The organism is Cecembia lonarensis LW9, from assembly GCF_000298295.1.
Classification (GTDB): Bacteria; Bacteroidota; Bacteroidia; order Cytophagales; family Cyclobacteriaceae; genus Cecembia; species Cecembia lonarensis.
In genome coordinates this window covers 54618-81157 of the sequence record NZ_AMGM01000012.1, presented here as the reverse complement: position 1 = coordinate 81157, position 26540 = coordinate 54618, and the positions used below count along the sequence as shown (strand labels likewise).

Genomic DNA, 26540 nt, shown 5'->3' with positions numbered 1-26540 from the left:
TACAGCCTGATTTTAAAAATAAAGGTTTGATGCTGTTTCGCTATGTTTGCTATGCTGCTATGTAGTGCTTTTTTTAACCACATTAAAGAACATAGGACACATAGTTCCCCTATATCTGCCGCCTGATTTTAAAAATAAAGGTTAGCTGCTGTTGAGCTATGTTAGCTATGCTGCTATGTGGTGTTTTTTTTTAACCACATTAGAGAACATAGCACACATAGTTCCCCTATATCTGCCGCCTGATTTTAAAAATAAAGGTTTGCTGCTGTTGAGCTATGTTAGCTATGCTGCTATGTGGTGTAATTTTTAACCACATTAGAGAACATAGCACTGGATTTGCAACAAAAAAACTGGACAAAATATTTGTTTTTGAAATGGGGGGGTATTTTTAGTTGATTGATCAAAACAATTTAATTCAATATCAATAATAATGAAACACATTTTTAAAGCTTTAGCTTTGCTAGTCCTAGCAGCTTGCTCGGAAAAATCAAATGATCCTTATGAAAATATGAGACCCACCTTTGAGGTTTCGGTGGAATCGGAGACACCAATACATGATATCTTAAACGTAACTGAAATTATTCCTTTAAGACAATTGGAGGGTAATTTTTTGAGTCAGATTAACAGATTAGTGGTTACAGAAGATTTTATTTTTGTGCTGGATGAGCAGTTCACAAACCTGATAAGGTACAATTCAAAAGGAATACCACTCAATAGGATCAGCAAATTTGGGAATGGCCCTGAGGAAATGCCAGTGATTACGGATTTCACGGTTGATCAAAATTCCAAGACTATAATCCTTTTAAATCAAGAAGAGAAATCTTTGCACACTTTTGATTTTGACAATAGATTCATTGGAAAAAAGAAATTAGATCATCAAGCAGATATGATTGGATTGAATAAAGACAATGAGATCGGATTGTCAATTACCTATTTCAATGAAGCCTATCACAATTTTCAATTGATCAACTCTGAGATTAAAAACTTGGGTTATTTTTTTCCTTTCCCTCAAGATGTTTTTGCAATTGGTTTAAAAAATATCTCGGGCCACTTGACCAAAGGATTTGATGGTAAATTATTATATAATGAACCCGCATCATCCATAATTTGGGAAATATCAAAAGAAAAATTACAAGCAAAGTATGCTTTTTCCAGTAAAAATCCGATGTGGCCAGAAACTGAAAAACACAAGCTCAATTCTTTTTTCATGGAACTTTCTAAGGGAGAATTAGACTTCTTAGGCAGATTTTTTGAAGAGACAGGATCCCATTTGGTTTTTCAGTGGAATAGGAAAAAAAGTCCATCAAGCAATCGGATTGTTGACTTTAGGATTGGTGTATTCGATAAAAGAAATAAACAGTCAAAAATAAGTTTAGCGGACGATTTTACGAGGAAATTAGTTGGTCCATTGGCAGCTTTTGGCAATGATGTTTATTTTTACATCTTACTAAAGGATTTGATTCAACTAGCAGATGCGGATATATTGTCAAATTTCAGGGCTTACATCCAAGAAGATTTATCGTCAATAGATGATTCGGAATTGCCTGTTTTATTAAAAATGGAATTAGCAAAATAAGAGTGCGTGTAGGCTAATTCCTTCTGAAAGGCACCATCCCTATACGTATATATATTCATTTTTTTTCTCTTCGGGGTACTCGGTTTATGAAAATTCCTTACCTTTGCAGTCCGTTCGGGTGAACGGGGTTTTTGATTGTTAATCAAAGACTTGATGTAAAACTAAAAACCTCAACCCCATGACCCTAGGGTTGTTGAAAATCAGGGTCAATCATTATTATGTCTAATCAAAAAGAGTTTAACTGGGACGATTTCGACACCAAAGGATTTGGTGAAGGTTATTCCAAAGAAAAAAGAGCCGAAATGGAGGCTCTTTACGAAGGTACCTTGAATGAAATCACTGAAAAAGAGGTGATCAAAGGTACTGTAGTGGGTATCAATGACAAGGATATCATTATCAATATCGGCTTCAAATCTGACGGATTGGTACCTGCTTCCGAATTCCGTGATGTTCCTGATCTTAAAATCGGTGATGAAGTTGAAGTTTTCATCGAAGAGCAGGAGAATTCATTGGGTCAATTGGTATTATCCAGAAAGAAAGCCAGAATGGTACGTGCTTGGCAGGATATCGAAGATGCCTTGGCCAATGACAGTGTCATCGAAGGTCTTGTAAAAAGAAGAACCAAAGGTGGTTTGATCGTAGATATCTACGGTGTTGAGGCCTTCTTGCCGGGTTCCCAGATTGATGTAAAGCCTATCAGAGACTTTGATGTCTACGTAGGTAAGAAAATGGAAGTTAAAGTGGTTAAAATCAACCACACCAATGATAACGTAGTTGTTTCTCACAAAGTGTTGATCGAGAAAGATCTTGAGAAGCAAAAAGCAGAGATCTTGAATAACCTGGAGAAAGGTCAGGTATTGGAGGGTGTGATCAAAAACATGACCAACTTCGGTGTATTCATCGATTTGGGAGGTGTAGATGGTCTATTGCACATTACCGATATTTCTTGGGGAAGAATCAACCATCCGGAAGAAGTCCTCAACTTGGACGACAAAGTTCAGGTGGTGGTTCTTGACTTCGATGATGACAAGAAGAGAATTTCTTTGGGCATGAAGCAGTTGACTGCTCATCCTTGGGATGCGCTTTCTGCTGAGTTGGAAGTTGGTTCCAGAGTTAAAGGTAAAATTGTCAATGTCGCTGACTACGGTGCATTCCTGGAATTGGCTGCCGGCGTTGAAGGTTTGATCCACGTATCTGAAATGAGCTGGTCTCAGCACTTGAGAAACCCTGCTGATTTTGTGAAAGTGGGTGATGAAATCGAAGCGGTAGTATTGACTTTGGACAAAGACGAAAGAAAAATGTCTTTGGGCATCAAGCAATTGACTGAAGATCCATGGACCAAAGGTGACATGGTGACCAAATATGCTGTAGGTACCAAGCACACAGGTGTGGTAAGAAACCTGACCAACTTCGGCCTTTTCCTTGAATTGGAAGAAGGTATCGATGGATTGGTACACGTATCTGACCTTTCCTGGACCAAGAAAATCAAGCACCCATCTGAGTTTGTGAAAGTAGGTGATGAGTTGGAAGTAGCTGTTTTGGAATTGGATGTTGAAAACAGAAGATTGGCTCTTGGTCATAAGCAATTGGAAGAAAACCCTTGGGATACTTTTGAATCAGTATTCCCTGTAGGTTCCGTACATAAGTGTACTGTAAACTCCAAGAATGACAAAGGTGCTGTTCTTGAACTTCCTTACGGATTGGAAGGATTCGCTACCTCTAAAAACTTGGAAAAAGAAGACGGTTCTCAGGTAGAAGTTGGTGAAGCTTTGGACTTCAAAGTGACCGAATTCTCTAAAGACGATAAGAGAATCGTTCTTTCCCACACTGCTACTTTCAAAGAAGAAGCCAAGCCTGCTGCTGCGCCTAAAAAGGCGAAGAAAGCTGCGCCTGCTGCTGATGCTACCCCTGCAGAGAAATCCACTTTAGGTGATATCGATGCTTTGGCGGAGTTGAAAGAGAAGATGGAAGGCGGGAAAAAATAAGACGCAAGAAACAAGATGAGTATCTTGTGAGTAATACAATGAGTGGCTGTCGGAAGGCAGCCACTTTTTTTATAACCTTTGAGGTTTACCAAACCTCGAAGGTTTTTTCTCAAACCCATTGATTTGAGGTTTTCCAAGCTTCTAAGTTTTTCTCTTAAAATCCAGTGAATTGCTCCTAAACCTCAAGGATTTTTTAAAACCAACATATGTAGTGATTTGCTGTTATTTTTAACGGCAAAGCCAAGAAATTAAAAAGAAGTATTTAGATTAATGGTTCTGATCTGGGTTTATTAAAATTGAATAACTAATGAAAACTTTTCAATTGATTCGATTAGGGGCTTCTTTTCTTATCCTTGGCTTACTTTTGGCCTGCTCTTCAAGTGAAAAGAACGCTTCAATAGCTTCCGGTTCCAACGAATGGGAATTGGTGATTTTGGATTCTGTTCAGGTGGATTATTTGGGAACTGTTGATGGAGGGGATTTTAGGAATGGAAAGGGGGTATTTTTCAATTTTCAGGAAAATAAATTGATTGAATTTGATACCAATGGAGAAATTATCCACGAATCTTCTTATCCAAAGGATGGGCCAGGGAAAGTTCAATATCCAACACAGTTGCGGTATACAGCTGATGGAAAACTTTTTGCAGCAAGTTTTATGGGTTGGTTATATGAATTAAATTCAGATCTATCGCTGAAAGAAGAAATAAAACTTGCTTTTCCAACTGAGGCAAAGGACGGAGGCGGTTTTCTTCGAAATTTGGAATTTTGGGATAATTCTTTGATTAGTTTTTATCCTGGGAGAGACGGTGCAAATCCCTATGATCCCCATTTTTTTAGAGATCACTATTTATTGGAAAAAATCAACCTTGAAACTTGGGAGGCTACACCTATCATTAGAATTCCATCTATATCAAGATATGCATCGGATAAATTCTACGAAAGGCCTTGGTTACAATTTGGCATTCAGGAAAATACACTTGAGTTAGTGTTAAGCAATGAGACGTTTGTCCATAAGTATGACCTAAATAATGGAGGAGCGTATTTGTATTCCATAGATTTCAAGCCTTCCAAATTTTTGGATAATGGTGAACACCAAGAAAAATATCAGTATGTATCGGGTATAAGAATGCTTGATGGACGTGTAAAGCGGTTTTTTGTCACCGAAAAAGGATCAGTTTTGATTTACGAAGAAGGAATCGATGAAGAAACATTCTTACAAAATGAATTGAATGATCCTAACAACTTTCCAAAACATAAAAACTTTCAAAATAAAGTATTGAAAATTGTTTTTCGGGACAGTTCACTTTCCAATGAAATAATAATTCCATACCGGATAGGGGCAATATTGAATATTGAGGAGTTGGAAAACCCATTTTACGCAGTAAGAGATGATGATTTTCTAGGGGAAGAACAAGATTTCCTTACATTTTATAAACTTCTGTTGAGAAAAAAATGAATGGATTTTTGATGTACTAAGTACAACCTACCAAGTAGGGATTTGTCTTGTAAATTGAAAAAGTGGCTGCCGGAAGGTGGCCACTTTTTTTATTGTTGTGAGTAAAATATTCCGGTTTAGGAAACCATGCCTATAAAATTGATAGTGTTGTTGGAGTACTACAATACATTAAATATGAAGATTTGTGAATCAAATCGAAAAAATCATATAATTTTTGTGAATACATTCACAAAAATTATATTAAATTAGTGAATAAGGCTTTTTCCCTCTATTATCATGGATTTCAGACATTACTTTTGGCGTACTACCGCCCAACAGGAAATTGATTCTAACAAACACAACTTTATTAGTTTGCCCTGTCTCAACCATTTTTACCCTCATTCTATTCTCTGAAAATACCAAATTTTAGAACTCCTAATGCGTATTTCGGGTTAAACCCTCATAAGCAACGTGTGCGCTGTATTTTTAAGGGCAAAAGTTGGGGATTTCTGGATAAATTTTTAGTTTAATATTCCTGTTCTGAGTTTTGAATTAAAAATTAAATGGCTTATGAAAGCTTTTCGATTATTTGTACTGGGGATTTCTTTTCTTGCCTTCGGGCTGTTTTTCTCCTGTTCTAAAAGTGAAGAGAAAGCCTCATTGGCCACTGGTTCCAATGAATGGGAACTGGTTATTTTGGATTCTATTCAGGTGGATTATTTAGCTGATGTAAGGGAGGGTACTTTTAATAATGGGATAGGTCTGATTAAGGATATTTCCAGTAGCACGTTAGTTAAGTTTGATACAACAGGCAGAATTCTTCTTAAAAAGGAATTCCCTCAAGAAGGTCCTGGATCAGTAATGTGGTTGCAGACTTTGGTTGAACATAATGGAGAATATTTTGGATTGACCTCATTCAAAGATATCTATCATTTCGATAAAGAACTTAATATCAAAGAAACGCTTAAAATGCCTTTTTTAGGTGAAGCGAGAGGAGGGGCTTACAATAGAAAGAATATTACTGTTTGGAATGAAAAATTGCTTTTGTGGTATCCGGGGCGCGATGGTGTCAGTCCATACATAGACTATTTTCATAGAGATTATCCACTTTTGGAATTATTTGACTTGAAAACCAGAAATTCAATACCAGTAGTAAGAACACCTTCTACCTCAAAATTTAGTGGCGAGGATTTTCATGTAAGTCCAAGTATATCTTTTGCTATAGCCAATGATAGTCTTTATTTAGTGTTTTCAAATGAACCTTTGATTCATGTTTATTCGATGGAGGATAGTATCGCATGGACGAGAAGTTTTGATATAGGAGCATCAGATTTCAAATTAATGCCTGGACAGAAAACGCCTGTCACTTATCAGGAAATGATCAGAATGTATGAAGCAAGTGTTTATGGTATATTTACTGATGCCAAAAATATTATCCTCACCTATCATGGAGGGATTGATGAGGAAACTTTCACCATTAACGAATTAAAGGAAAGGGAGAATTTTTACCGATATCCGGAATTTCTCAAAAACTACCTCAAAATTTATAACCACGAATTAGGATGGTCCAACCCGATAATGATTCCTGCCAAAATCAAACTGATCCTCAATATTGAATCAGTAGAGAAACCTTTTTACGCTTTAAGAGATGACGATTTCATTGGGGAAGAACATGATTTTTTGACGTTTTATAAGCTACAGTTGAGGAGAAAATGAATGAAACCGGATGACATAGGTTTCTTTATCCGTGCTTTTTTGTTGCAATATGTCACCAATTAATCTTTTCTGCTGTAATCGGTAATTCCCTAATCCTCGTCCCTGTACAATCAAAAACAGCATTGGCAATGGCTGCCGCTACAGGACCTTGAGCTGCTTCCCCAGCACCCAAAGGTGGGAGTTCAGGACGGTTGATGACATATACCTCGACCTCAGGGACATCGTTTGTTCTCAAGATAGGGTAACTGTTCCAGTCTTTACTTAAAAACCCATGTTCATCATACTTGACCGCTTCTATAAGTGTCCAACTGGCAGATTGGATCATGCCTCCCTCTGTCTGATTGATGATTCCATCAGGATTGATGCACTGTCCGGCTTCAATGACTCCCACCATTCTTGTCAATTTGAAAGATTTCCGCTCTGGATCTTTTTCTACTTCAGCCATTACTGCAAAGTAGGCAGCTGTGTTTTTGTATTTGGCAAAGGCAATTCCATACCCTTCGTTCCCTGATCGTCCCATGGCATTCCAGTTGGTCTTTGATTTCAATTCCTCCAAAACTGCGATAGCCCTTTCATCCTTCAGGTTATTGATCCGGAATGTGAATGGGTCCATGTCAGAAGTCTCAGCCAGTTCATCCATAAAAGATTCCAAAGCAAAAATATTGGCATAAGCACCAAGTCCCCTGAGCGCAGAGGATCTCAAGGGACCATCATAGTTGAATAATTTTAAATTCAGGGCAGGTATATCATATAGAGGAATGGCATTTCGGTAGGCCCCTCCTGAAAATCCTCCTTTTTTGAATTCAAAAGGATTTTCCAAATACCGGGCAGAGATAAAGTGTCCCGCATCTCCACGTGCCCTGGTACTATGGGAGTCAGACCAGATTTTGCTGTCCCAAGCTTGAATCATCCCTTCCTTTGATACACCGGCTTCCAATTCCATGATCATGGCAGAACCATAAGGTTCCCATTGGTGCTCATCTTCCCGCATCCATTGAAGTCGGATAGTTTTTCCAGGAAAGGCCTTTGCGATGAGTGCTGCTTCTGCGGATACGTCATCAGCACCATTGTGTCCATAACAGCCAGAACCAGGTACACCAATGCACCTGATATTTGTCAGCTCCACCTGAAAAAGGTCTGCCAGTGTGGACTGTAAAGGGTAGACGCCCTGGGTAGGAGACCAAACCGTAAGCTTCTCTTCTTCCCATTTTGCCAAAGCACAGGAAGGGCCCGCAGACCCATGCATGTGATAAGGTCGTTGAAAGGCAGATTTAAGTCGGATAGGAGAGTTGTTCAGCTTCTCAGAGATATTGGGGTTTTCCTGTATGATTTCCGGCTTTTGGGCTTTGCTGCGCATGTCGGCAAATAGGCGGTCGGGTAGAGGGTTTATGCTTGGTTTTTCCCAGACTGTTGACTCTTTGAGTTTTTCCCAAGCCTTTACAGCCTGAAATTCTCTTTCAGCAATGACCGCAATAAAACTTCCATCCACAAAAATCCCTAATACACCAGGTAGTGCTTCCACTTTTGCTTTGTCTATAGACAAAAGTCTGGCACCATAGGTAGGTGGATGCAAAACGCGTGCATGCACCATGTCAGGAAGTCTCAGGTCATGAACAAAGTGGGCTTTTCCTTTAACCAGCTCAAGAATATCCGCTCTTGGAATGGGTTTTCCCACATATTGGTGCCTCTTATTGTCCAATATCGGAGCTTCTCCGGAAATGGTTTTTTCATAGTATTGGCCATCCAGGAGTTCCCAGTAACTGGTTTTTTTGTTTTGAAGCCCTTCGATAGTTCCGTCGGATAAGTTCAAGTCTTCCAGGGAGCATTCCAATTTTGCGGATGCAAGTTGCAAGAGGAAAAATTTGGCCTCTGCTGCTGCCTCACGGATGGCTTTTCCGCTTCCTTCAATAGAGTTGCTGCCTGAAGTATAGCCCTCATTGGCTGTCTGACCGGTGTCACCATTGATGATATGGCATCTTTGGATATCCACTTCCAATTCATCGGCTGCTATTTGGATCAGGGCAGTCCGGATACCTTGTCCCAACTCTTTTTTACCGGTTAATACGGTTACATGCCCTTCTGCATCCAGCCTTATCCAGGAATCAATCAGGTCTCTACCACCATGAGGTCTCTCAGGAATGCCTGAGTAGGCCTGAAGGATATTAGGGTCCTTTTCAGAAGGGCTGCAGTTCAATAAGGGAAACAGGTTGAAACCTATGAGGAATTGCCCGGTAGTTTTCAAGAAAGTCCGTCTATCAGTGTTTGGAAGATGCATGATTTACAGGTTTGAATTGGAGGATGTGGCCTTCTTTACAGCCTTAATAAAGCGGCTGTGTGTGCCACAGCGGCAAATGACCCTGTTCAATGCGGATTTGATTTCTTGCATTTTAGGGTTTGAATTCCCTTCCAACAATTCCAGTGCAGCAATCATCATTCCGTTGACACAGTATCCACATTGGGCTGCTTGGACTTCAAAAAAAGCTTCCTGTAACACATGAAGTTTATCCCCATTGGAAAGCCCTTCTATGCTTTGAATCTTTTTACCTTCAAAAGAGGCGCATGGTATTCTGCAGGTGTAACTGGCTTCACCATCTACCAAAACCAAACAGGAACCACACTGGTGTAAACCACAGCCAAACTTGGGGCCATTTAAGCTAAATTCTTCTCTGAGGACATATAAAAGTGGTTCTTCCGGATCAACTTCCACAGTTTTGACGGCTCCATTGACCTGTAATTCAAGGGGCTTTTTCATATTTTATCAAAAACGATGAACACTTAATCTAAGCATTTAGATAAAAAAATCCAATGAATGAGGTATTAGTGGTACCATGTTCCCGACCAACGGTAAGAAGTTTCAAGGAGGTATAAAATAAAAAAGCATCCTTTGCGGGGATGCTTAATTAGAGGTCGCGAGCGGATTCGAACCGCTGTACAAGGTTTTGCAGACCTCTGCCTAACCGCTCGGCCACGCGACCCTGTTGTAATTGGAATGCAAATGTAGAGAATCTGTCCCTTATTACAAAAGCAAGTATAAAATTTATCCCTTATTTATAAAGGCTCTTTATTCATTTCATCAAGAAATTTTATAAGACTTTTGGGAACTCAATGAGGGACCGAATATGAATTGGTCTAAAAGACAAGATATTGTATTATTTATAATAGTTCTAAATTAATGCCTGGCACCATTTTTTTTATTTAAATAATTGAAAAACAGTTTATTATAATGTCTTGTGTTGCTATCTAACCCTTTACCTCACTATTCCGTTCAAGTTTGAAAAATAGAATTGGGGTAGTACATTTGCAGTGCTTATTAAAAATGCACCAAACTGTTTAATTAAGAATAAATATGTCGATCAAGCGCTCATTAACAAGTGTTCCGGTGAAGTTAAGCACCTTTATGATGCTCTTCTTTATCCTGATGGGAACACAGGTCTTTGCGGCTAATCCGGAAGTTTCTGACAGCGAAGAAGCAATTTCGGCTGGAAAATCTATTTTCAATGCCAATTGTAGATCCTGTCACAGATTAGACCAAAAAAACGTAGGTCCTGCTCTTAGAGGCGTTACAGACCGTCATTCCATTGATTGGACCAAAAGTTTCATCCGTAATTCTCAAGCTTTAATTGCATCAGGTGATGCTGAAGCGGTAGCGATTTACAATGAATACAACCAATTAGTCATGCCATCACATGAGTTCTTGTCAGACGATGACTTAATGAATTTATTGGCATACGTTGAATATGGTGATAAAGCTGATGCGACAGCAGCAGCTGCAGGTGAAGGCGGGGCAGTAGCCGCTGGTGGCGCTGGAGTACCTAGTGAATACCTGACTATCATACTTGGCGTATTGGTTGTTGTCCTTTTATTAATTCTTGTAGTATTAGGACTGATTATATCAGTACTGACCAGATACCTGAAATCCCAGCCGCTTGAGGAGGATGATAAAGAATTCTTAGAACAAAAGTTTGAATTCAAAAAAATACTTCGTTCTGATGCCTTCTTGGTAATCGTTACGGCCTTGGTGATAGCTTTTGTAGCTAAGACAGCATTGGATGAACTATACACCGTAGGTGTTCAACAGGGGTATGCGCCTAAGCAGCCAATCGCTTTTTCACACGCCCTTCATGCCGGTCAATATGAAATAGAATGTCAATATTGCCATACAGGCGTGGAAATCGGTAAATCAGCTAATATTCCTTCTGCAAATATTTGTATGAATTGCCACATGCATATACAAAATGTTGATGGCAAGGACGGTATTTCCCCTGAAATTGCTAAGATCTATGCGGCAGTAGACAATAATCAGCCGATTGAATGGGTAAGGGTCCACAACCTCCCCGATCTTTCATATTTCAACCATGCGCAGCACGTAGCGGTAGGTGGTGTAGAATGCCAAACTTGTCACGGTCCTATAGAAGAAATGGAAGTTGTCTATCAGCACAGTTCACTGACCATGGGCTGGTGTATTGATTGCCACAGACAAACTGATATCCGTGCTGATGGAAATGAGTATTATGATAAGTTGGTTCAGCTTCATAGCGGATCTAAAAACGCACTTAAAGTCAAGGATATTGGTGGGTTGGAATGTGCTAAGTGTCACTATTAATTAAATCAATTCAGAACTTACTTTTCTTGAATATACAATGAAAGAAAATAAAAAGACCTACTGGAAAGGGTTAGAAGAACTTACAAATGACGAGTCGTTTGTAAAAAACGCTGAAAGAGAATTTCCCGAGGGACCATCCAATCTAGATGGATCCTCAAGAAGGGACTTTCTAAAACTAATGGGATTTAGCTTAGCGGCTGCCTCTTTGGCTGCTTGTGAGGCTCCTGTTAGAAAAGCTATTCCTTATGTGAATAAGCCAGTTGATATCAACCCATCGATACCTAACTATTATGCATCTACTTTTGCTTCTGGAGGCGATTATGCTTCTGTAGTGGTTAAGACGCGTGAAGGTAGACCAATAAAAATAGACGGAAACGATTTGTCTCCAATTTCCCAAGGTGGTGTCTCTGCTATTGTAGAGGCTTCTGTCTTATCCCTCTATGATAAACAAAGGCTTTCCGGACCAATGATAAATGGGGAGAAAGCAGAGTGGGATGCATTTGATGCTGAGGTTAAATCCAAACTATCTAGTGCTGGTACGGTAAAAATCGTGACCAATACCATCATTTCACCATCTACTGAAAAGGTGTTAAATATTTTTTCATCCGCTCTTGGAGGTGCTGAAGTAATTACTTACGATGCGCTTTCCAGCTATGGTATCACCAAAGCCGCGGAATCTACCTATGGTGAAGCCATATTGCCAACTTATCATTTTGATAAGGCCTCCGTTATTGTAAGTTTTGGTGCCGACTTCTTGGGAACTTGGATTTCTCCTATTGAATTTGCAAAGCAATACAGCAAGACAAGAAAGATCACCAAAGAAAAGCCTTATATGTCAAGGCATTTCCAGTTTGAGTCAAATCTATCTTTGACAGGGGCCAATGCTGATTACAGAACTCCGATCCGGGCTTCTCAAAGCGGTTTGGCTGTGCTTTCCTTATATAATGCCATTGCTAGAAAAGCAGGAGGTACTACTGTTTCTTCCCCTGCTATAGAAGTTGAATACCTGGATAAAGCTGCCAATGAACTTTGGGCCAATAGAGGAAAATCTTTGGTAGTTTCTGGTTCAAATGATCCAAACGTTCAAGTTGTTATCAATGCAATCAATGATTTGTTAGATAATAATGGAGCAACTGTAGATTTCTCTACTCCATCTTACTTCAGAAAAGGTGATGATGCTAAAATGAATCAGTTTGTTACTGATTTGAATGCGGGTAGAGTAGGTGGAGTAGTATTCTTTAACTGTAACCCCGTTTATGATTACATCAGAGGAGGAGAGGTAGCAGAAGGTATAGCTAAGGCTAAAGTTTCAATAGCTACAAACTCGACACCAGACGAAACCGCTTCTCTTTGTCAATATCTTGCTCCAGATCATCATTATTTAGAGTCTTGGAATGACTTCAATCCGCGTAAAGGACATTATAGTCTTTCCCAACCTACTATCTCTCCTTTGTTCAAAACAAGGCAGGCTCAGGATTCTTTCCTGACTTGGGCTGGGGACAGCACTAATTATTATGATTTTCTTCAGGATAACTGGAGGTCTACACTTTTTGCTTCTCAATCTGAAATTTCCAATTTTCAGGAGTTCTGGGACAGATCTTTATTCAATGGCGTTTATGCTATCCCTGCTGAGCCTTCTACTGTCAGCGGAACTGCTGATGTAAATGCTGCTGCTTCTGCTATAGGAAGGGTCTACAAAGCTGATAATGCTGGCGCTGAGCTTATAGTCTATACTAAAGTTGGTATTGGAAACGGTACTTTTGCCAATAATCCATGGTTACAGGAGATGTCAGACCCAATTTCTAAAGCAACTTGGGACAATTATCTTACTGTTTCCCAATCTTGGGCTGCTGAAAACGGTGTCAAAATGTTTGAAGGTGCCACCAGAAAAGCCAGGCTGACTGTTGGTGATAAATCTATCCTAGTACCTATTCTCGTACAGCCTGGGCAGGCCCAGGGTACTTTTGGTCTGGCAGTGGGCTATGGAAGAACAAAAGCTGGAAGAGTGGCTAATGGCGTTGGAGTTAATGCCTACGAAATGTTGAATAACGCCAATGGGTTTACAGCTTTTGAGCTTACCGAAGGTGTAAGTGTTGAATTGACTACCGATACTTATAAAATTGCTCAGACGCAAACCCACCAGACCTATATGGGAAGGGAGTTTGTGATTCAAGAAGCTACACTTGGTGAATATAAAGAGAACCCTTCTGCCGGAAGAGATTTTCCTAAAGTGTATAAGGACGGGGAGTTTGTAAAACCGTCTAAAATATCGTTATGGAAAGGTCATAGGTACTCTCAGCATCACTGGGGATTGGCCATAGATATGAATTCTTGTATAGGTTGTGGCGCTTGCACCATTGCGTGTCAGGTTGAAAACAACGTATCTGTGGTTGGTAAGCAAGAGGTGCTCAACAGAAGGGAAATGGCCTGGATCAGAATAGACAGGTATTATTCTTCTCCAGAAGGTGCTTCTTCCAATGCAGAACTTGAACAAGCTGCTGATAATCCAGAGGTTATTTTCCAGCCTATGATGTGTCAGCATTGTAATAATGCACCATGCGAAACGGTATGTCCTGTTGCAGCTACCACGCACTCTTCAGAAGGTTTGAACCAAATGACTTACAACAGATGTATCGGTACAAGGTATTGTGCCAATAACTGCCCTTACAAAGTAAGAAGGTTCAACTGGTTTAAATATCACGATAATAAGGAATTCGCTAACGTTAATATGGCGCAAAATGATGATCTTGGTAAGATGGTCCTTAATCCTGATGTAACGGTAAGAGCTAGAGGAGTTATTGAAAAGTGCTCCATGTGTGTACAGAGAATTCAAGCTGGTAAGTTGACGGCCAAGAAAGAGGGTAGGAAAGTAAAAGATGGTGAAATCAACACTGCTTGTGCTACAGCCTGTCCTACAGATGCTATCGTGTTTGGTGATATGAATGATCCAGAAAGCAAAATTTCTAACGTGTTGCAGATTGTCGACCAGGATGATTCTGCTACGAAAGAAGTGAATGAAGAGCGGGCATACCATGTACTGGAGTACTTAAATGTGAATCCAAACGTATGGTACTTTACCAAAATCAGAAATAAGGATAAATCAGAAGCGTAATAATAATTTTATAAGATATGCAGGTTACTTCATCCGTACGCGAACCGCTTATTACAGGCGGTAAAACCTTAAAAGATGTTACCCATGATATTTCCAGACAGGTTGAGGGTAAGCCTACCATAGGATGGCTTCTTGGCCTTTTGGTTTCTGTTGGTGCCCTTGTACTTGGAGGCATCGCACTAGGTGCGACACTCTGGGAAGGCATTGGTATGTGGGGACTTAACAAAACCATCGGCTGGGCCTGGGACATTACCAACTTCGTATGGTGGGTGGGTATTGGCCACGCGGGTACTTTGATTTCCGCTGTACTTTTATTGTTCAGACAGAAATGGAGGATGGCGATTAACAGAGCAGCAGAAGCGATGACGATTTTTGCTGTAATTTGTGCAGCGATGTTCCCGATCATACACATGGGGCGTCCATGGGTGGGTGCTTATTGGGCTTTGCCTTTACCCAACACCTTTGGTTCTCTGTGGGTAAACTTCAATTCACCTTTGCTTTGGGATGTGTTTGCGATTTCCACTTATTTCTCTGTGTCTCTGGTTTTCTGGTATATCGGACTTATTCCGGATTTTGCCACTATCAGAGACAGGGCTACAGGTATTAGAAAATCAATTTACGGGGCTTTAGCTTTTGGCTGGGATGGTGCTGCAAAAACTTGGAGCAGGTATGAGTCGGTTGCTTTGATTCTTGCCGGTCTCGCGACACCACTTGTACTTTCTGTTCATACCATTGTATCCTTTGACTTCGCTACCTCTGTAATTCCAGGATGGCATACTACCATCTTCCCTCCATATTTTGTGGCTGGAGCGATTTTCTCTGGGTTTGCCATGGTACTGACCCTGATGATCATCACAAGGAAGGTGTTTAAATTAGAGGATTATATTACCATAGGGCATATCGAACTAATGAACATAGTAATCATCATTACAGGTTCAATAGTCGGTATTGCTTACATTACAGAGTTCTTTATTGCATGGTATTCAGGTGTTGAGGCAGAGCAGTATGCTTTCGTTAATAGAGCATTTGGCCCTTATTGGTGGGCGTATTGGTCCATGATGACCTGTAACGTGATCTCTCCACAATTATTCTGGTTCAAAAAAATCAGAACGTCAATTGTACTAACGTTTATCCTTTCTTTGGTTGTGAATATCGGGATGTGGTTTGAAAGGTTTGTAATTATTGTTACTTCTTTACATAGAGATTTCCTGCCTTCTTCTTGGGCAATGTTTTATCCAACATGGGCAGACATTGGTGTTTACTTATTCACCTTTGGTCTATTCTTTACCTTGTTCCTTTTGTTTGCTAAGTTCTTCCCAGTAATCAATATGGCTGAGGTTAAATCCATTGTTAAGAGTTCATCTGAAAAAGTAAATAAATAAGCATGGAAAGAGATAAAAATTTTATCCTCGGTGTATACGATGATGAGGATGTATTGCTAAGTGCTGTTACTGAGGTGAGAGAAAGTGGTGTGAAGATCCACGAAGTATATTCACCTTTCCCAGTTCACGGCCTTGATGAAGTTTTGGGCTATAAAAGAAGCAGACTTCCCATTGCAGCTTTTCTTTTTGGAATGCTCGGCACTACACTTGCTTTAATCATGCAGTTTTACATGATGAAGTGGGATTGGCCAATGATTATCGGCGGTAAAGACTATGCTTCTCTGCCTACCTTTATACCAGTAACATTTGAGATGACGGTTTTATTGGCTGCCTTCGGTATGGTGGGCGTATTCATGATATCCAGTAATTTGAAACCTTGGGGACAACCCAGAATTTTTGATATTAGGATTACAGATGATAAGCATGTGATGGCGATTGATTTGGCTACCAATGCCGGTCTTGGTGAAGAAAACATTTCTGATGTACTCAAATCTTCAGGTGCTACAGAGGTCAATAAAAAAAGTTTTGAATAGGTAAATAGAAGTCATGAAAATAAAACATTCTATATACACATTGGCATTAGCAGGAATAGCATTTGGAATGGCTTCCTGTGGTGCTTCAGGTGATCATCCAGGTTACGAATATGCACCCCAAATGTATAATTCAGTTGCCTATGAACCACTAACTCAAATTGTGAACGAAGAAGAAGGATCTTGGCTTTCTACAAGAGAAGACGGTAAAGGAGAATTCTTTAATAGTAATATCAATAATCCTCATAGGATGAACATGAGGGAGCCAGTTGAGGGAACTGTTCCTAGAACTAAAGATGGCTCTCTTCCTTACAGATTAAAAGCCTTTGAACTGGAAGAAGCGGCAACTATTCCTAATCCTGTTGAGCTTAGCGATCAGGTTATTGCTCAAGGTAAGGTTCTTTACCAGCAATATTGCTCAACCTGTCATGGTCCCAATGGTGAAGGAGATGGTAAAGCCGGTGAAGTAGTTGGTGGTGTTGCCAACCTTAAAGGTGGCGCATACATTGATCTTCCGGAAGGCCATATATTTCATGTGATCATGAAAGGAAAAGGTAGGATGGGAGCACACGGTTCTCAAATTTCTCAAGAGAGAATTTGGAAAATTGTTCACTATGTCAAACAAGAAATTCAGAAACAATAATCATGGCGCACAGTACTACGAATTTTAATCTAGACCAAAAATTCGACTTCACAGCCGCGCTGAGAAAGTCGATCATGACCGTATTGGTTATCGGTGCGGTACTTCTTGCTATTGGTGTCATCACCGAAATGTTTGGTGCAAGCCATGATCATGCTGATGAAGCTGGCCATGCGTACCATTGGTATCAAAGGGTATTTGCTAATTTGTGGATTAACAATGTTTACTTTACAGGCATTGCCATTATTGGCGTGTTTTTCTTTGCCCTTCAATATGCCGCCCAGGCTGGATGGTCAGTTCCTATTCTAAGAATTCCTCTCGCTTTTGGATCCTGGTTACCTATTGCTTTTGGATTAATGGTTGTTACTTTCTTTATAGCCAATCATGATCTATTCCACTGGACTCATAGTTATATTTTTGATAAAAGCCATCCTGAATATGATAAAATCATTGATGATAAGGGAGGATATTTCTATTGGCCCATGGAAAAAGGCTCTTTCCCCTTATTCTATGTTATAAGGTTATTCCTATTCTTTGGGTTTTGGATTTTCTTCTTTAACAAGATGAAATCACTCACACTTGCAGAGGATATTCATGGTGGTACTGATTATTGGCGTAAAATGAGAACTTGGTCCGCCCTGTTTCTTGTTTTCTTTGCTGTTTCTTCTTCCATTTCTTCTTGGGATTGGGTGATGTCCATCGATACACACTGGTTTTCAACACTATTTGGTTGGTATGTTTTCGCTTCCTGGTTTGTTGCAGGTTTATCTGCCATCACATTGATAGTAATATTCCTGAGGGAAAAAGGTTACATTGAAATGGTTAATGAAAACCATGTTCATGATCTCGGTAAATTGATATTTGGATTTTCCATTTTCTGGACTTATCTGTGGTTTTCACAGTTTTTGTTGATCTATTATGCCAACATTCCTGAGGAGTCAGTTTACTTTGTTGAGAGGATGCAAAGTGATGTGTACAGCCCGTTCATTTTTGTAAATCTAGTATTAAACTTCTTCTTGCCTTTCCTTGTTTTAATGACAAGAGATGCAAAAAGACATGCTATTTTTCTTAAAGTGGTTTGTTCTTTAATTATCTTAGGACACTGGTTTGACTTCTTCTTGATGGTTCAACCAGGAACTTTAAGACAGCATGGTGGATTTGGCCTTATGGAGGCTGGTATGTTCTTGGTATATGGAGCTTCATTCACACTTGTGGCAATGAGTGCTTTAGCCAAGAAGCCTTTGATTACGAAAAATCACCCAATGCTAGAGGAAAGTTATCATCATCATATTTAATTATCCGAAAAAACAATCATTATGTACGGATTTCTTATTGCAGTTGGTATCCTTTTATTATTGTCCATCATTTGGATGGTATATAGGATACAGACATTAGTTTCTGTTATGAAAGGCAGTGACAAGAAGGTCGCTACCGGAAGTAATAAAGTGAATGCCTTCATGTTTGTCCTGTTCCTTGTTGGGGCAGGAGGTTTAATGTTCTGGTATTCCATTAAAGAGTTTGATAACTATAACCTACCCGTGGCATCAGAGCACGGTGTAATTACGGATCAGCTTTTTTGGATAACCATGGCAGTTACTGGTGTTGTGTTTATAATCACACACATTCTATTATTCTGGTTTCCGTATAAGTATCAGTACCAAGAAAACAGAAAGGCTGATTTTTATCCTGACAACAACAAACTTGAGGTGATTTGGACTACTGTTCCAGCAGTAGTATTGGCTCTACTTGTGATTGGTGGATGGAAAGCATGGTCCGACATCACTGCTCCTGCGCCCGAAAACTCCCATGTTGTTGAAATTATGGGGTATCAGTTTGCATGGGAAGTAAGGTACCCCGGCATGGATAATGTTTTGGGCGATCACGATTACAGACTTACTTCCGCTACCAATGTCTCAGGTGTAGACTTTACGGATAAAAATGCATTGGATGATTTTATGTCTCCTGTTGTTGTCATTCCTAAAGGTGAGCCTGTATTGTTCAAAATTAGAGCTAGAGATGTTTTGCACTCTGTATTTGCACCGCACATGCGTTTGAAAATGGATGCTGTTCCAGGTATGCCGACCAGATTTTGGTTTATGCCTACTAAAACTACTGAAGAAATGAGGGCAGAGCTTAACGATCCAGATTTTGTATATGAAATAGCATGTACAGAAATATGCGGAAGAGGCCATTTCTCAATGAGAAAGGAGATTAGGGTGGTTGAGCCTGACGAATTTAGAAAGTGGATGGCAGAACAAAAACCTTACATTGTCAATAATCCTTCTTTGGTAGCAGATCTTCCTGAAGAGTTAAAAGAATTGGCTGAAATTACAATCAGCGAACATAAGTAATTAAATTATCAAATTATGGCAACAGCTAACACAGCTACACACAGTGCTACGGCCCATGATCATCATGATCATGAGCATCACGATAATTTTATCACCAAGTATATCTTTACAACAGATCACAAAATGATCGGTAAGCAATTTTTGATTACCGGTATGTTGTGGGCATTTATTGGTGGATTATTATCTGTAATTTTCAGATTGCAATTAGGTTTTCCTGATATGAACCTGGAGTGGTTAAGACCACTTCTTGGTGGATGGATCACCCCTGACGGTGCTTTGGACCCAGAATTTTACCTTGCTTTGGTTACAATGCATGGTACGATTATGGTGTTCTTTGTATTAACAGCCGGGCTCAGTGGTACTTTTTCTAATTTCCTTATTCCTTTGCAGATTGGTGCGAGGGACATGGCTTCAGGTTTCATGAATATGCTGTCATACTGGTTTTTCTTCGTTTCCAGCGTGATTATGTTCATATCTTTATTCATTGAAACTGGTCCAGCTTCAGGTGGTTGGGTGGTTTATCCGCCACTTTCTGCACTTGAACAAGCTATGCCTGGATCTGGGTTGGGTATGACTTTATGGTTGATCGCTATGACATTTTTCATAGCATCTTCCTTGTTGGGCGGTATAAATTACATTACTACTGTCATCAATTTAAGGACAAAAGGTATGTCTTTTTCTAGGCTTCCTTTGACTATATGGGCTTTCTTTTTGACAGCTATCATTGGTCTACTATCCTTTCCAGTTTTGTTTTCAGCCGCATTACTTTTGGTTTTTGACAGAAGTTTTGGTACTAGCTTTTATTTATCAGACATATATATTGGTAATGAAGCGTTGCCTAACACAGGCGGTAGTCCGGTATTGTATCAGCATTTATTCTGGTTCTTAGGACATCCTGAAGTATATATTGTTTTGTTGCCAGCACTAGGTATTACTTCGGAGATTATAGCTACGAATTCTAGAAAACCAATATTTGGATATAAAGCTATGGTAATATCCATGCTTGGTATTACCATCTTGTCTTTTGTAGTATGGGCGCATCATATGTTCGTGTCTGGTATGAACCCTTTCTTGGGATCTATCTTCATGTTCTTGACTTTGATTATTGCGATCCCGTCTGCGGTAAAAGTGTTTAATTATCTAACTACACTTTGGAGAGGTAATTTGATATTTACTCCTGGAATGTTGTTTTCAATAGGTCTTGTATCCTTCTTTATATCTGGTGGTCTTACTGGTATTTTCTTAGGTAACTCTGCAATAGATATCCAGCTACATGATACTTATTTTGTTGTCGCCCATTTTCACTTAGTAATGGGCTCTGCATCGTTCTTTGGTCTTATGGCTGGTGTTTATCATTGGTTCCCTAAAATGTTTGGTAGAATGATGGATGCAAGACTAGGTTATATTCACTTCTGGTTGACCTTTATAGGTGTTTATTTGGTTTTCTTCCCAATGCACTACATAGGTATCGCTGGTTTCCCAAGAAGATACTATTCTTGGACTGGTTTTGAATTCTCCAACATGTATACTGACTTGAATATGTTTGTTTCTGTTGCTGCAATCATAACCTTTGCTGCACAGTTTATCTTTGTATTCAATTTCTTCTATTCCATGTATAGAGGCAGGGTGGCTTCTCTGAATCCTTGGAGATCGACCACCTTGGAGTGGACAACCCCACTTCATCCTGGACATGGTAACTGGCCTGGTGAAATTCCTACGGTGTACAGATGGCCATATGATTATTCCAAGCCTGGTGCTAAGGAGGACTTTATACCTCAAACAGTTCCTTTATCTGCCACTCCTGAGTCCAACCTTCCTCATGAGCAGGAATTGGTGAAACTTGAGAAGGAAATTATGGCTGATGAAGAAACTGAATTAGTTGCCAATGAAGCAAAACAAGTTTAAAAATATAAGCAGATTTCGCAGTATCTCATTGATAACTGTGCTAGCTGTTTATTTTCTAATATTAGTCGGTGGTATAGTCCGTAGTACAGGTTCTGGAATGGGCTGTCCTGATTGGCCAAAATGTTTTGGGAGCTGGATTCCACCAACACATGTGGATCAGCTCCCAAATGATTATCAGGACATTTACTTAGCCAAAAGGGTTAAGAAAAACGAAAGTTTCGCAGCTCAATTGGCTAGTTTAGGCTTCCATAATAAAGCCGAAGAGATCAAAAATGATCCGACCATTTTAATTGAAGAGGAATTCAATGCTGTAAAGACTTGGATAGAATACGTGAACCGTCTTATAGGCGCGGTCATTGGTTTACTGGTTTTGTTTACCTTTTATCGTTCCTTGGCATTATGGCCCTTGGATAGAGGTATTACAGTTTTAGCCTTCTTTAATTTGGTTTTGGTGCTCTTTCAAGCTTGGATAGGATCCATTGTGGTATCCACTAATTTATTGCCTTGGATGATCACCATTCATATGTTGCTGGCTCTATTAATTGTCTGCCTATTGTTATACATACATTATCGATCTTATAGGTTGAAAAACGAAATAAAGTTTAAAACCGAAAAAGCATCACTTTTGTATTGGATTATGTTGGTCAGTATTGTGTTGATGGTCGTACAGGTTGTGCTTGGAACACAAGTCCGGGAAGCGGTAGATACTGTTGCCTTTCAAATGGGTAATATGTTACGAGGTGAGTGGGTTGATATGCTTGGTTTGCCGTTCCTTATTCACCGTTCTTATTCCTTGATTTTACTAGGATTTACGCTTTGGTTTATCTTTAAAGTATACAAGCACAGTCTTAGAAATGTTAGCCTGTTTAAATGGACTCAGGCCTATGGGCTGGTAGTAATGCTAGAAATAGCAACCGGTGTCGGAATGGCTTATTTTGCTATTCCAGCCTTCCTTCAGCCGCTCCATTTGTTGTTTGGATCCTTGATTATTGGGATTCAATTTGTCATCCTTTTATTGCTAAAGGATCAAAAAAAGTTGAAAGTTGAAAAAATCGTTTCATGAGAGCGCTTAATATATCTGACACTTCATTTGCAGAATTAATATCCTCAAGGCTTGGTGCTTATTATGAATTAATCAAATTCAGATTAAGTGCCTTAGTTACATTCTCTGCTGCATTTGGTTTCATCCTTGGAGATTCAGGGTCTTTCTTTTCCTGGGGTGCCTTTTTTGCCTTAGTCTGGGGAGGTTTCCTAATCACTGGAGCTTCTGGAGCGGCTAATGAAATTTTAGAAAAGGATTTTGATAAATTAATGAAGCGTACACAAAATCGTCCCCTTCCATTAAATCAAATTTCTTTGCTTGAGGCTTATTGGTTCACCTTTATAACTGGTATATCTGGAATCACCATTTTGTGGCTATTTACAAATCCACTTACTACAGCTTTAGGTGTATTAAGTATGATTCTGTATATTTTTGTGTATACGCCATTAAAAAGGGTTGGTCCTATTGCCGTTTTTGTTGGTGCAATACCCGGAGCAATGCCTCCTTTGTTGGGTTGGACTGCTGCTACAGGTATGATAGGCCATGAAGCTTTGATCCTGTTTGGAATCCAATTTATCTGGCAATTTCCTCATTTCTGGGCCATCGCATGGGTGAGTGATGAAGACTATAAAAAAGCTGGTTTTAAATTATTACCTAGTGGGGGTAAAAAAGACCTTAATACGGCTATCCAAATAATGATTTATACGTTATTTCTTTTGCCACTGGGTTTGTTGCCAACCTATTTTGGTTTAACTGGAATCAATTCCGGAATTGTAGCCACAATTTGTGGGGTCCTGTTTTTAGCTCAGACATTTTCATTAATGAAAGATTGTTCCAGGAAGTCTGCCTTGAAAATCATGTTTGGTTCGTTTCTGTATTTGCCAATTGTGCAAATAGCGTATTTGTTGGATAAGGTATAAAAAATGGAAGAAAAATTCGCATACATAGAAGGTGCTGAACAGCCCATAGCCATGCATCCAAAAAAGTTTGCATTGTGGTTGTTCATAGTGAGCGTGGTAATGATTTTCGCTTCCCTTACCAGTGCATATATTGTTAGGCAGGCAGAAGGAAATTGGTTGGAGTTTGAACTCCCTTCAATCTTCTGGTATAGTTCCATCGTAATTGTGGTCAGTAGCTTGACACTTCACTTCGCTTATCTTGCAGCGAAAAAGGATGAACTGTCTAAGTTAAAGGTTGGAATGATTGTAACCTCGATTTTGGGAGTTGTGTTCCTCATAATGCAATGGTACAGTTGGGTGGCCTTGGTAGACCGAGAAGTATTCTTTGTAGGGAATCCTGCAGGGTCATTTCTTTATGTATTTACCGGTTTGCATGCAATCCACCTTATCAGTGGTGTGATATTTCTGATTATTGTATTAATTTCGTCCTTTGGATATAAGGTCCATTCTAGAAATATGAATGCCATGGAAATGTGCGTTACCTACTGGCATTTTCTTGGAGGGCTTTGGCTTTATCTCTTTATGTTCTTATTATTGAATCATTAAAATTTGTATACTGTTAATTAATAGACTATGTCAACGACTGCAACTGCTGTGGGCTTGAGCCCTAAAAGAGGAATCTGGGGAGGTGGTAATGAGCCGCTGAAAGCCAGTTATGGAAAACTTATGATGTGGTTTTTCCTTCTGTCTGATATATTCACATTTGCAGCCTTTTTGGTGGCTTATGCTGCAATTAGGGTAAGTTACCCTGGATATGCAGGTCCAGATGATGTTTTTGTAGGTTCAAATGAATACTGGCCGGTACCAGAAATGGTTTTTGATGCTATTCCTTTTTTCCACGGTGTTCATATTCCATTGGCTTTTGTAGGCTTAATGACCTTCATTTTGATCATGAGTTCAGTGACCATGGTATTGGCGGTGGAAGCAGGACATAGAAACGATAAAAAAGATGTTGTAAAATGGTTATTATGGACGCTCTTGGGAGGTATTACTTTCTTAAGCTGTCAGGCTTGGGAGTGGTCCCACTTTATCCATGGAACCGATGGCGGTTCAATGTTGACCTACGTAAACAGGATGGGGCAAGTGGTAACAGAAACAGTTTATGGAGCCAATTTATTTGTAAATGAATATGGACCTGCTGCTTTTGCTCAGTTGTTCTTTTTCATTACAGGCTTCCATGGATTTCATGTTACTATTGGTGTTTTCTTACTGTTTCTTGCTTTTTATCAAGCAGCTGTCGGCGTGTATGAAAGAAGAGGTCACTATGAAATGGTTGAAAAAATCGGTTTATACTGGCACTTTGTTGACCTGGTATGGGTGTTCGTATTTACTTTCTTCTATTTGATCTAAGGTATTAAATTATATTATAATGGCACTACAAGAAAACAAGTCCTCTTTGGAAGTTATTCCTAGAAATGAGGAAAAAATAAAAAAAATATGGAAGACTGCGCTCATCCTTTTGGTGTTGACTTCAATTGAATTCTTCTTTGCTTTTACCCTGCCTAGAGGTATCCTACTTTATCTTATATTCGTAGGACTTACGATTTGGAAAGCAAAGTATATCATGATGGATTTCATGCACCTTGGGGAAGAAGCAAAGCCGCTATTCTATTCCATCGTTGTACCACTGATATTCCTTGTATGGTTGGTGATCGCATTGATGAGGGAAGGCGCTGACATCTTTCTGTTGAGGTGGTAATTTCCTTCCAATAAATAAAAAAATTAGGTTGGGGAGTGAATCTCCAACCTAATTTTTTGTTATAGATAAAAGGTCAATTATGAAAGGTATTAGAATTCTTCAGGGTTTGGTCTTAGTATGCATTCTCATGGTTCCCGTGCTGATAATCGTTTTTTTGAAAACATTTGGCACAAACCACTATGACATTCCCATTCTCTTTGAAGATGGTGTTGAAAACCCATTTGGTGAGTGTGAAGTGAATGAAACTGGCCAACACTACATTCCGGATTTTGAATTGATTTCTCACGATAATTTACCATTAGGTAGACAAGAAATGCAAGGAAAAATCACAATAGTGGATTTCTTTTTCACATCTTGTCCCAGTATATGCCCTGTAATGTCAACGGAAATGGAAAGGGTGGATGATGCTTTCCGGAATGTTGAGGAGGTTCAAATTTATTCTATTTCCATAGACCCTGAGTATGATACACCTGAAGTTTTGAGGGATTATGCTGAGAGGCATAATGCAACTCCTGGGAAATGGCACTTCCTTACAGGAGATAAGGAAGAAATTTATAATTTGGCAAGATGTGGGTTTATTCTTCCAACCATTGATGGCTATGGGGAGCCGGATGACTTTGTTCATAGCGACAAGTTTGTTCTAATCGATGAATTGGGTAGGATCAGAGGCTATTACAGTGGTACTAACCGAGAAGATGTAGATCTTTTGATATTAGAGACGAAAATCTTATTACATGGAAAACAATAGTTTAATTCAGAATCAGGATAACAAGGGTATTATCACATTAATTACCGTGATAGCAATCCTTGTACCTCTTGTTGTAGCAGTGCTGCTCTTTATGCCATCTAAGATTGATGTAGCAAGTGAATGGGTGTTTTTTCTACCCCATTTGAATGCTGTCATTAATACAGCTGCTACAGTAGCCTTGATAATGGCATTGGTGTTTATAAAGCAAAACAATATTGCTTTGCACAGGGCAGCCATGACAGTTGCTTTTGGTTTGGGTGCTGTGTTTTTGGTGTCTTATGTTATCTATCATGCAGCAGCAGAAAGTACAGTTTTTGGGGGCGAAGGTTGGATCAGGCCTGTTTATTATTTCATTTTGATCAGCCATATCATCCTGGCAGCTATAGCCTTATTTCCTATATTGTTGGCCTATTACTATGGGTATACCGATCAGCGAGCAAAGCACAGAAAAATCGTTAAGTTTGCCTATCCCATTTGGTTATACGTGACAGTTACCGGTGTGTTGGTGTATCTTATGATCAGCCCTTACTATAACTTTTAAACTAATTTTAAGAAAGCTACGTTGATAAAGTAATGATTAAAGTATTTAAAATATCCTTTATTGCTATGCTAATTAATCTCATGGTGAATGTGTCATCTTTGTATGCGCAGTGCGCCATGTGTAGGGCAACTGTAGAGAATAATGTGAGTAATGGAGAGACCAGCATAGGTGCAGGTCTTAACACAGGTATTTTGTACTTGTTGACCATGCCGTATTTGATTGCGATGGTAATTGGTTTTCTGTGGTACAGGAACGCAAAAAAGAGGAAAACCAAATTTATCTTTCACGGGGATAAATTCTGATATAAAAAGCAAAG

The 26540-nt window shown here is 39.5% G+C and carries 22 protein-coding genes and 1 tRNA gene; 20 read left to right on the top strand and 3 right to left on the bottom strand.

Going from position 1 to position 26540, the window contains the following annotated elements; translation table 11 throughout:
* Window positions 1-430 precede the first annotated feature (430 nt).
* The 4 genes from B879_RS06005 (at window position 431) to B879_RS05990 (ending at window position 6712) form a co-directional block, all read left to right on the top strand.
* Complete coding sequence (locus B879_RS06005) at window positions 431-1576, top strand: DUF4934 domain-containing protein (protein ID WP_009184264.1); 1146 nt, start codon at window positions 431-433, stop codon at window positions 1574-1576.
* A 218-nt stretch (window positions 1577-1794) separates the two neighbouring features.
* A complete protein-coding gene (gene rpsA, locus B879_RS06000; protein ID WP_009184263.1) occupies window positions 1795-3561 on the top strand; it encodes a 30S ribosomal protein S1 in 1767 nt (588 codons plus the stop codon).
* 307 nt (window positions 3562-3868) lie between these two features.
* On the top strand, window positions 3869-5017 hold the full coding sequence (locus B879_RS05995) for a hypothetical protein (RefSeq protein WP_009184262.1): 1149 nt from the start codon (window positions 3869-3871) through the stop codon (window positions 5015-5017).
* A 549-nt stretch (window positions 5018-5566) separates the two neighbouring features.
* Window positions 5567-6712, top strand: coding sequence for a hypothetical protein (locus B879_RS05990; protein WP_009184260.1), 1146 nt, complete (start codon window positions 5567-5569; stop codon window positions 6710-6712).
* Between the two features lie 52 nt (window positions 6713-6764).
* On the opposite strand, the gene B879_RS05985 is transcribed toward B879_RS05990, so the two are convergent.
* From B879_RS05985 to B879_RS05975, 3 genes are all read right to left on the bottom strand, one after another.
* Window positions 6765-8987, bottom strand: coding sequence for a xanthine dehydrogenase family protein molybdopterin-binding subunit (locus tag B879_RS05985; protein WP_009184259.1), 2223 nt, complete (start codon window positions 8985-8987; stop codon window positions 6765-6767).
* A gap of 3 nt (window positions 8988-8990) precedes the next feature.
* On the bottom strand, window positions 8991-9464 hold the full coding sequence (locus B879_RS05980; RefSeq protein WP_009184258.1) for a (2Fe-2S)-binding protein: 474 nt from the start codon (window positions 9462-9464) through the stop codon (window positions 8991-8993).
* A gap of 152 nt (window positions 9465-9616) precedes the next feature.
* Window positions 9617-9687, bottom strand: a tRNA-Cys gene (locus B879_RS05975).
* Between the two features lie 371 nt (window positions 9688-10058).
* Here B879_RS05975 and B879_RS05970 point away from each other — a divergent pair.
* From B879_RS05970 to B879_RS05895, 16 genes are all read left to right on the top strand, one after another.
* On the top strand, window positions 10059-11315 hold the full coding sequence (locus B879_RS05970; RefSeq protein ID WP_009184257.1) for a c-type cytochrome: 1257 nt from the start codon (window positions 10059-10061) through the stop codon (window positions 11313-11315).
* A 37-nt stretch (window positions 11316-11352) separates the two neighbouring features.
* Complete coding sequence (locus B879_RS05965; RefSeq protein WP_009184256.1) at window positions 11353-14427, top strand: TAT-variant-translocated molybdopterin oxidoreductase; 3075 nt, start codon at window positions 11353-11355, stop codon at window positions 14425-14427.
* 17 nt (window positions 14428-14444) lie between these two features.
* Complete coding sequence (nrfD, locus tag B879_RS05960) at window positions 14445-15809, top strand: NrfD/PsrC family molybdoenzyme membrane anchor subunit (protein ID WP_009184255.1); 1365 nt, start codon at window positions 14445-14447, stop codon at window positions 15807-15809.
* Between the two features lie 2 nt (window positions 15810-15811).
* Window positions 15812-16342, top strand: coding sequence for a DUF3341 domain-containing protein (locus B879_RS05955; RefSeq protein WP_009184254.1), 531 nt, complete (start codon window positions 15812-15814; stop codon window positions 16340-16342).
* Between the two features lie 13 nt (window positions 16343-16355).
* Window positions 16356-16982: a c-type cytochrome gene (locus B879_RS05950; protein WP_009184253.1), complete on the top strand. Its 627-nt coding sequence runs from the start codon at window positions 16356-16358 to the stop codon at window positions 16980-16982.
* A gap of 2 nt (window positions 16983-16984) precedes the next feature.
* Window positions 16985-18274 (top strand): hypothetical protein, encoded by a 1290-nt coding sequence (locus B879_RS05945; RefSeq protein ID WP_009184252.1) that lies wholly within the window; start codon window positions 16985-16987, stop codon window positions 18272-18274.
* A gap of 21 nt (window positions 18275-18295) precedes the next feature.
* Window positions 18296-19330, top strand: a complete 1035-nt coding sequence (locus tag B879_RS05940; protein WP_009184251.1) for a cytochrome c oxidase subunit II — start codon at window positions 18296-18298, stop codon at window positions 19328-19330.
* Window positions 19331-19345: 15 nt separating this feature from the next.
* Window positions 19346-21235, top strand: coding sequence for a cytochrome c oxidase subunit I (locus B879_RS05935; RefSeq protein ID WP_009184250.1), 1890 nt, complete (start codon window positions 19346-19348; stop codon window positions 21233-21235).
* Complete coding sequence (locus B879_RS05930) at window positions 21216-22298, top strand: COX15/CtaA family protein (protein WP_009184249.1); 1083 nt, start codon at window positions 21216-21218, stop codon at window positions 22296-22298. Before B879_RS05935 ends, B879_RS05930 begins: the two co-directional genes overlap by 20 nt.
* Window positions 22295-23197, top strand: coding sequence for a heme o synthase (gene cyoE / locus B879_RS05925; protein WP_009184248.1), 903 nt, complete (start codon window positions 22295-22297; stop codon window positions 23195-23197). The genes B879_RS05930 and cyoE overlap by 4 nt, the downstream gene beginning before the upstream one ends.
* Window positions 23198-23200: 3 nt before the next feature.
* Complete coding sequence (locus B879_RS05920; RefSeq protein WP_009184247.1) at window positions 23201-23782, top strand: cytochrome c oxidase subunit 3; 582 nt, start codon at window positions 23201-23203, stop codon at window positions 23780-23782.
* 27 nt (window positions 23783-23809) lie between these two features.
* Window positions 23810-24586, top strand: a complete 777-nt coding sequence (locus tag B879_RS05915; RefSeq protein ID WP_009184246.1) for a cytochrome c oxidase subunit 3 — start codon at window positions 23810-23812, stop codon at window positions 24584-24586.
* Window positions 24587-24605: 19 nt separating this feature from the next.
* The gene (locus B879_RS05910; RefSeq protein ID WP_009184245.1) at window positions 24606-24935 is read left to right on the top strand and encodes a cytochrome C oxidase subunit IV family protein; all 330 of its coding nucleotides are present in this window, start codon (window positions 24606-24608) and stop codon (window positions 24933-24935) included.
* Window positions 24936-25014: 79 nt separating this feature from the next.
* Window positions 25015-25683 (top strand): SCO family protein, encoded by a 669-nt coding sequence (locus tag B879_RS05905; RefSeq protein WP_009184244.1) that lies wholly within the window; start codon window positions 25015-25017, stop codon window positions 25681-25683.
* A complete protein-coding gene (locus B879_RS05900; RefSeq protein WP_009184243.1) occupies window positions 25670-26224 on the top strand; it encodes a DUF420 domain-containing protein in 555 nt (184 codons plus the stop codon). Before B879_RS05905 ends, B879_RS05900 begins: the two co-directional genes overlap by 14 nt.
* Window positions 26225-26289: 65 nt before the next feature.
* Entirely contained in the window at window positions 26290-26526 is a 237-nt protein-coding gene (locus tag B879_RS05895; RefSeq protein WP_157231541.1) for a hypothetical protein, read from the top strand.
* Window positions 26527-26540 lie beyond the last annotated feature (14 nt).

Bases quoted from the DNA above. Each gene is read 5' to 3' on its own strand.
- B879_RS05895 (WP_157231541.1), top strand. From the start codon at position 26,290: ATGCTAATTAATCTCATGGTGAATGTGTCATCTTTGTATGCGCAGTGC.
- B879_RS06005 (WP_009184264.1), top strand. From the start codon at position 431: ATGAAACACATTTTTAAAGCTTTAGCTTTGCTAGTCCTAGCAGCTTGC.
- B879_RS05955 (WP_009184254.1), top strand. From the start codon at position 15,812: ATGGAAAGAGATAAAAATTTTATCCTCGGTGTATACGATGATGAGGAT.
- B879_RS05930 (WP_009184249.1), top strand. From the start codon at position 21,216: ATGAAGCAAAACAAGTTTAAAAATATAAGCAGATTTCGCAGTATCTCA.
- cyoE (WP_009184248.1), top strand. From the start codon at position 22,295: ATGAGAGCGCTTAATATATCTGACACTTCATTTGCAGAATTAATATCC.
- B879_RS05995 (WP_009184262.1), top strand. From the start codon at position 3,869: ATGAAAACTTTTCAATTGATTCGATTAGGGGCTTCTTTTCTTATCCTT.
- B879_RS05920 (WP_009184247.1), top strand. From the start codon at position 23,201: ATGGAAGAAAAATTCGCATACATAGAAGGTGCTGAACAGCCCATAGCC.
- rpsA (WP_009184263.1), top strand. From the start codon at position 1,795: ATGTCTAATCAAAAAGAGTTTAACTGGGACGATTTCGACACCAAAGGA.
- B879_RS05990 (WP_009184260.1), top strand. From the start codon at position 5,567: ATGAAAGCTTTTCGATTATTTGTACTGGGGATTTCTTTTCTTGCCTTC.
- B879_RS05915 (WP_009184246.1), top strand. From the start codon at position 23,810: ATGTCAACGACTGCAACTGCTGTGGGCTTGAGCCCTAAAAGAGGAATC.
- B879_RS05910 (WP_009184245.1), top strand. From the start codon at position 24,606: ATGGCACTACAAGAAAACAAGTCCTCTTTGGAAGTTATTCCTAGAAAT.
- B879_RS05985 (WP_009184259.1), bottom strand. From the start codon at position 8,987: ATGCATCTTCCAAACACTGATAGACGGACTTTCTTGAAAACTACCGGG.
- B879_RS05905 (WP_009184244.1), top strand. From the start codon at position 25,015: ATGAAAGGTATTAGAATTCTTCAGGGTTTGGTCTTAGTATGCATTCTC.
- B879_RS05940 (WP_009184251.1), top strand. From the start codon at position 18,296: ATGTACGGATTTCTTATTGCAGTTGGTATCCTTTTATTATTGTCCATC.
- B879_RS05900 (WP_009184243.1), top strand. From the start codon at position 25,670: ATGGAAAACAATAGTTTAATTCAGAATCAGGATAACAAGGGTATTATC.
- B879_RS05980 (WP_009184258.1), bottom strand. From the start codon at position 9,464: ATGAAAAAGCCCCTTGAATTACAGGTCAATGGAGCCGTCAAAACTGTG.
- B879_RS05950 (WP_009184253.1), top strand. From the start codon at position 16,356: ATGAAAATAAAACATTCTATATACACATTGGCATTAGCAGGAATAGCA.
- B879_RS05945 (WP_009184252.1), top strand. From the start codon at position 16,985: ATGGCGCACAGTACTACGAATTTTAATCTAGACCAAAAATTCGACTTC.
- nrfD (WP_009184255.1), top strand. From the start codon at position 14,445: ATGCAGGTTACTTCATCCGTACGCGAACCGCTTATTACAGGCGGTAAA.
- B879_RS05965 (WP_009184256.1), top strand. From the start codon at position 11,353: ATGAAAGAAAATAAAAAGACCTACTGGAAAGGGTTAGAAGAACTTACA.
- B879_RS05970 (WP_009184257.1), top strand. From the start codon at position 10,059: ATGTCGATCAAGCGCTCATTAACAAGTGTTCCGGTGAAGTTAAGCACC.
- B879_RS05935 (WP_009184250.1), top strand. From the start codon at position 19,346: ATGGCAACAGCTAACACAGCTACACACAGTGCTACGGCCCATGATCAT.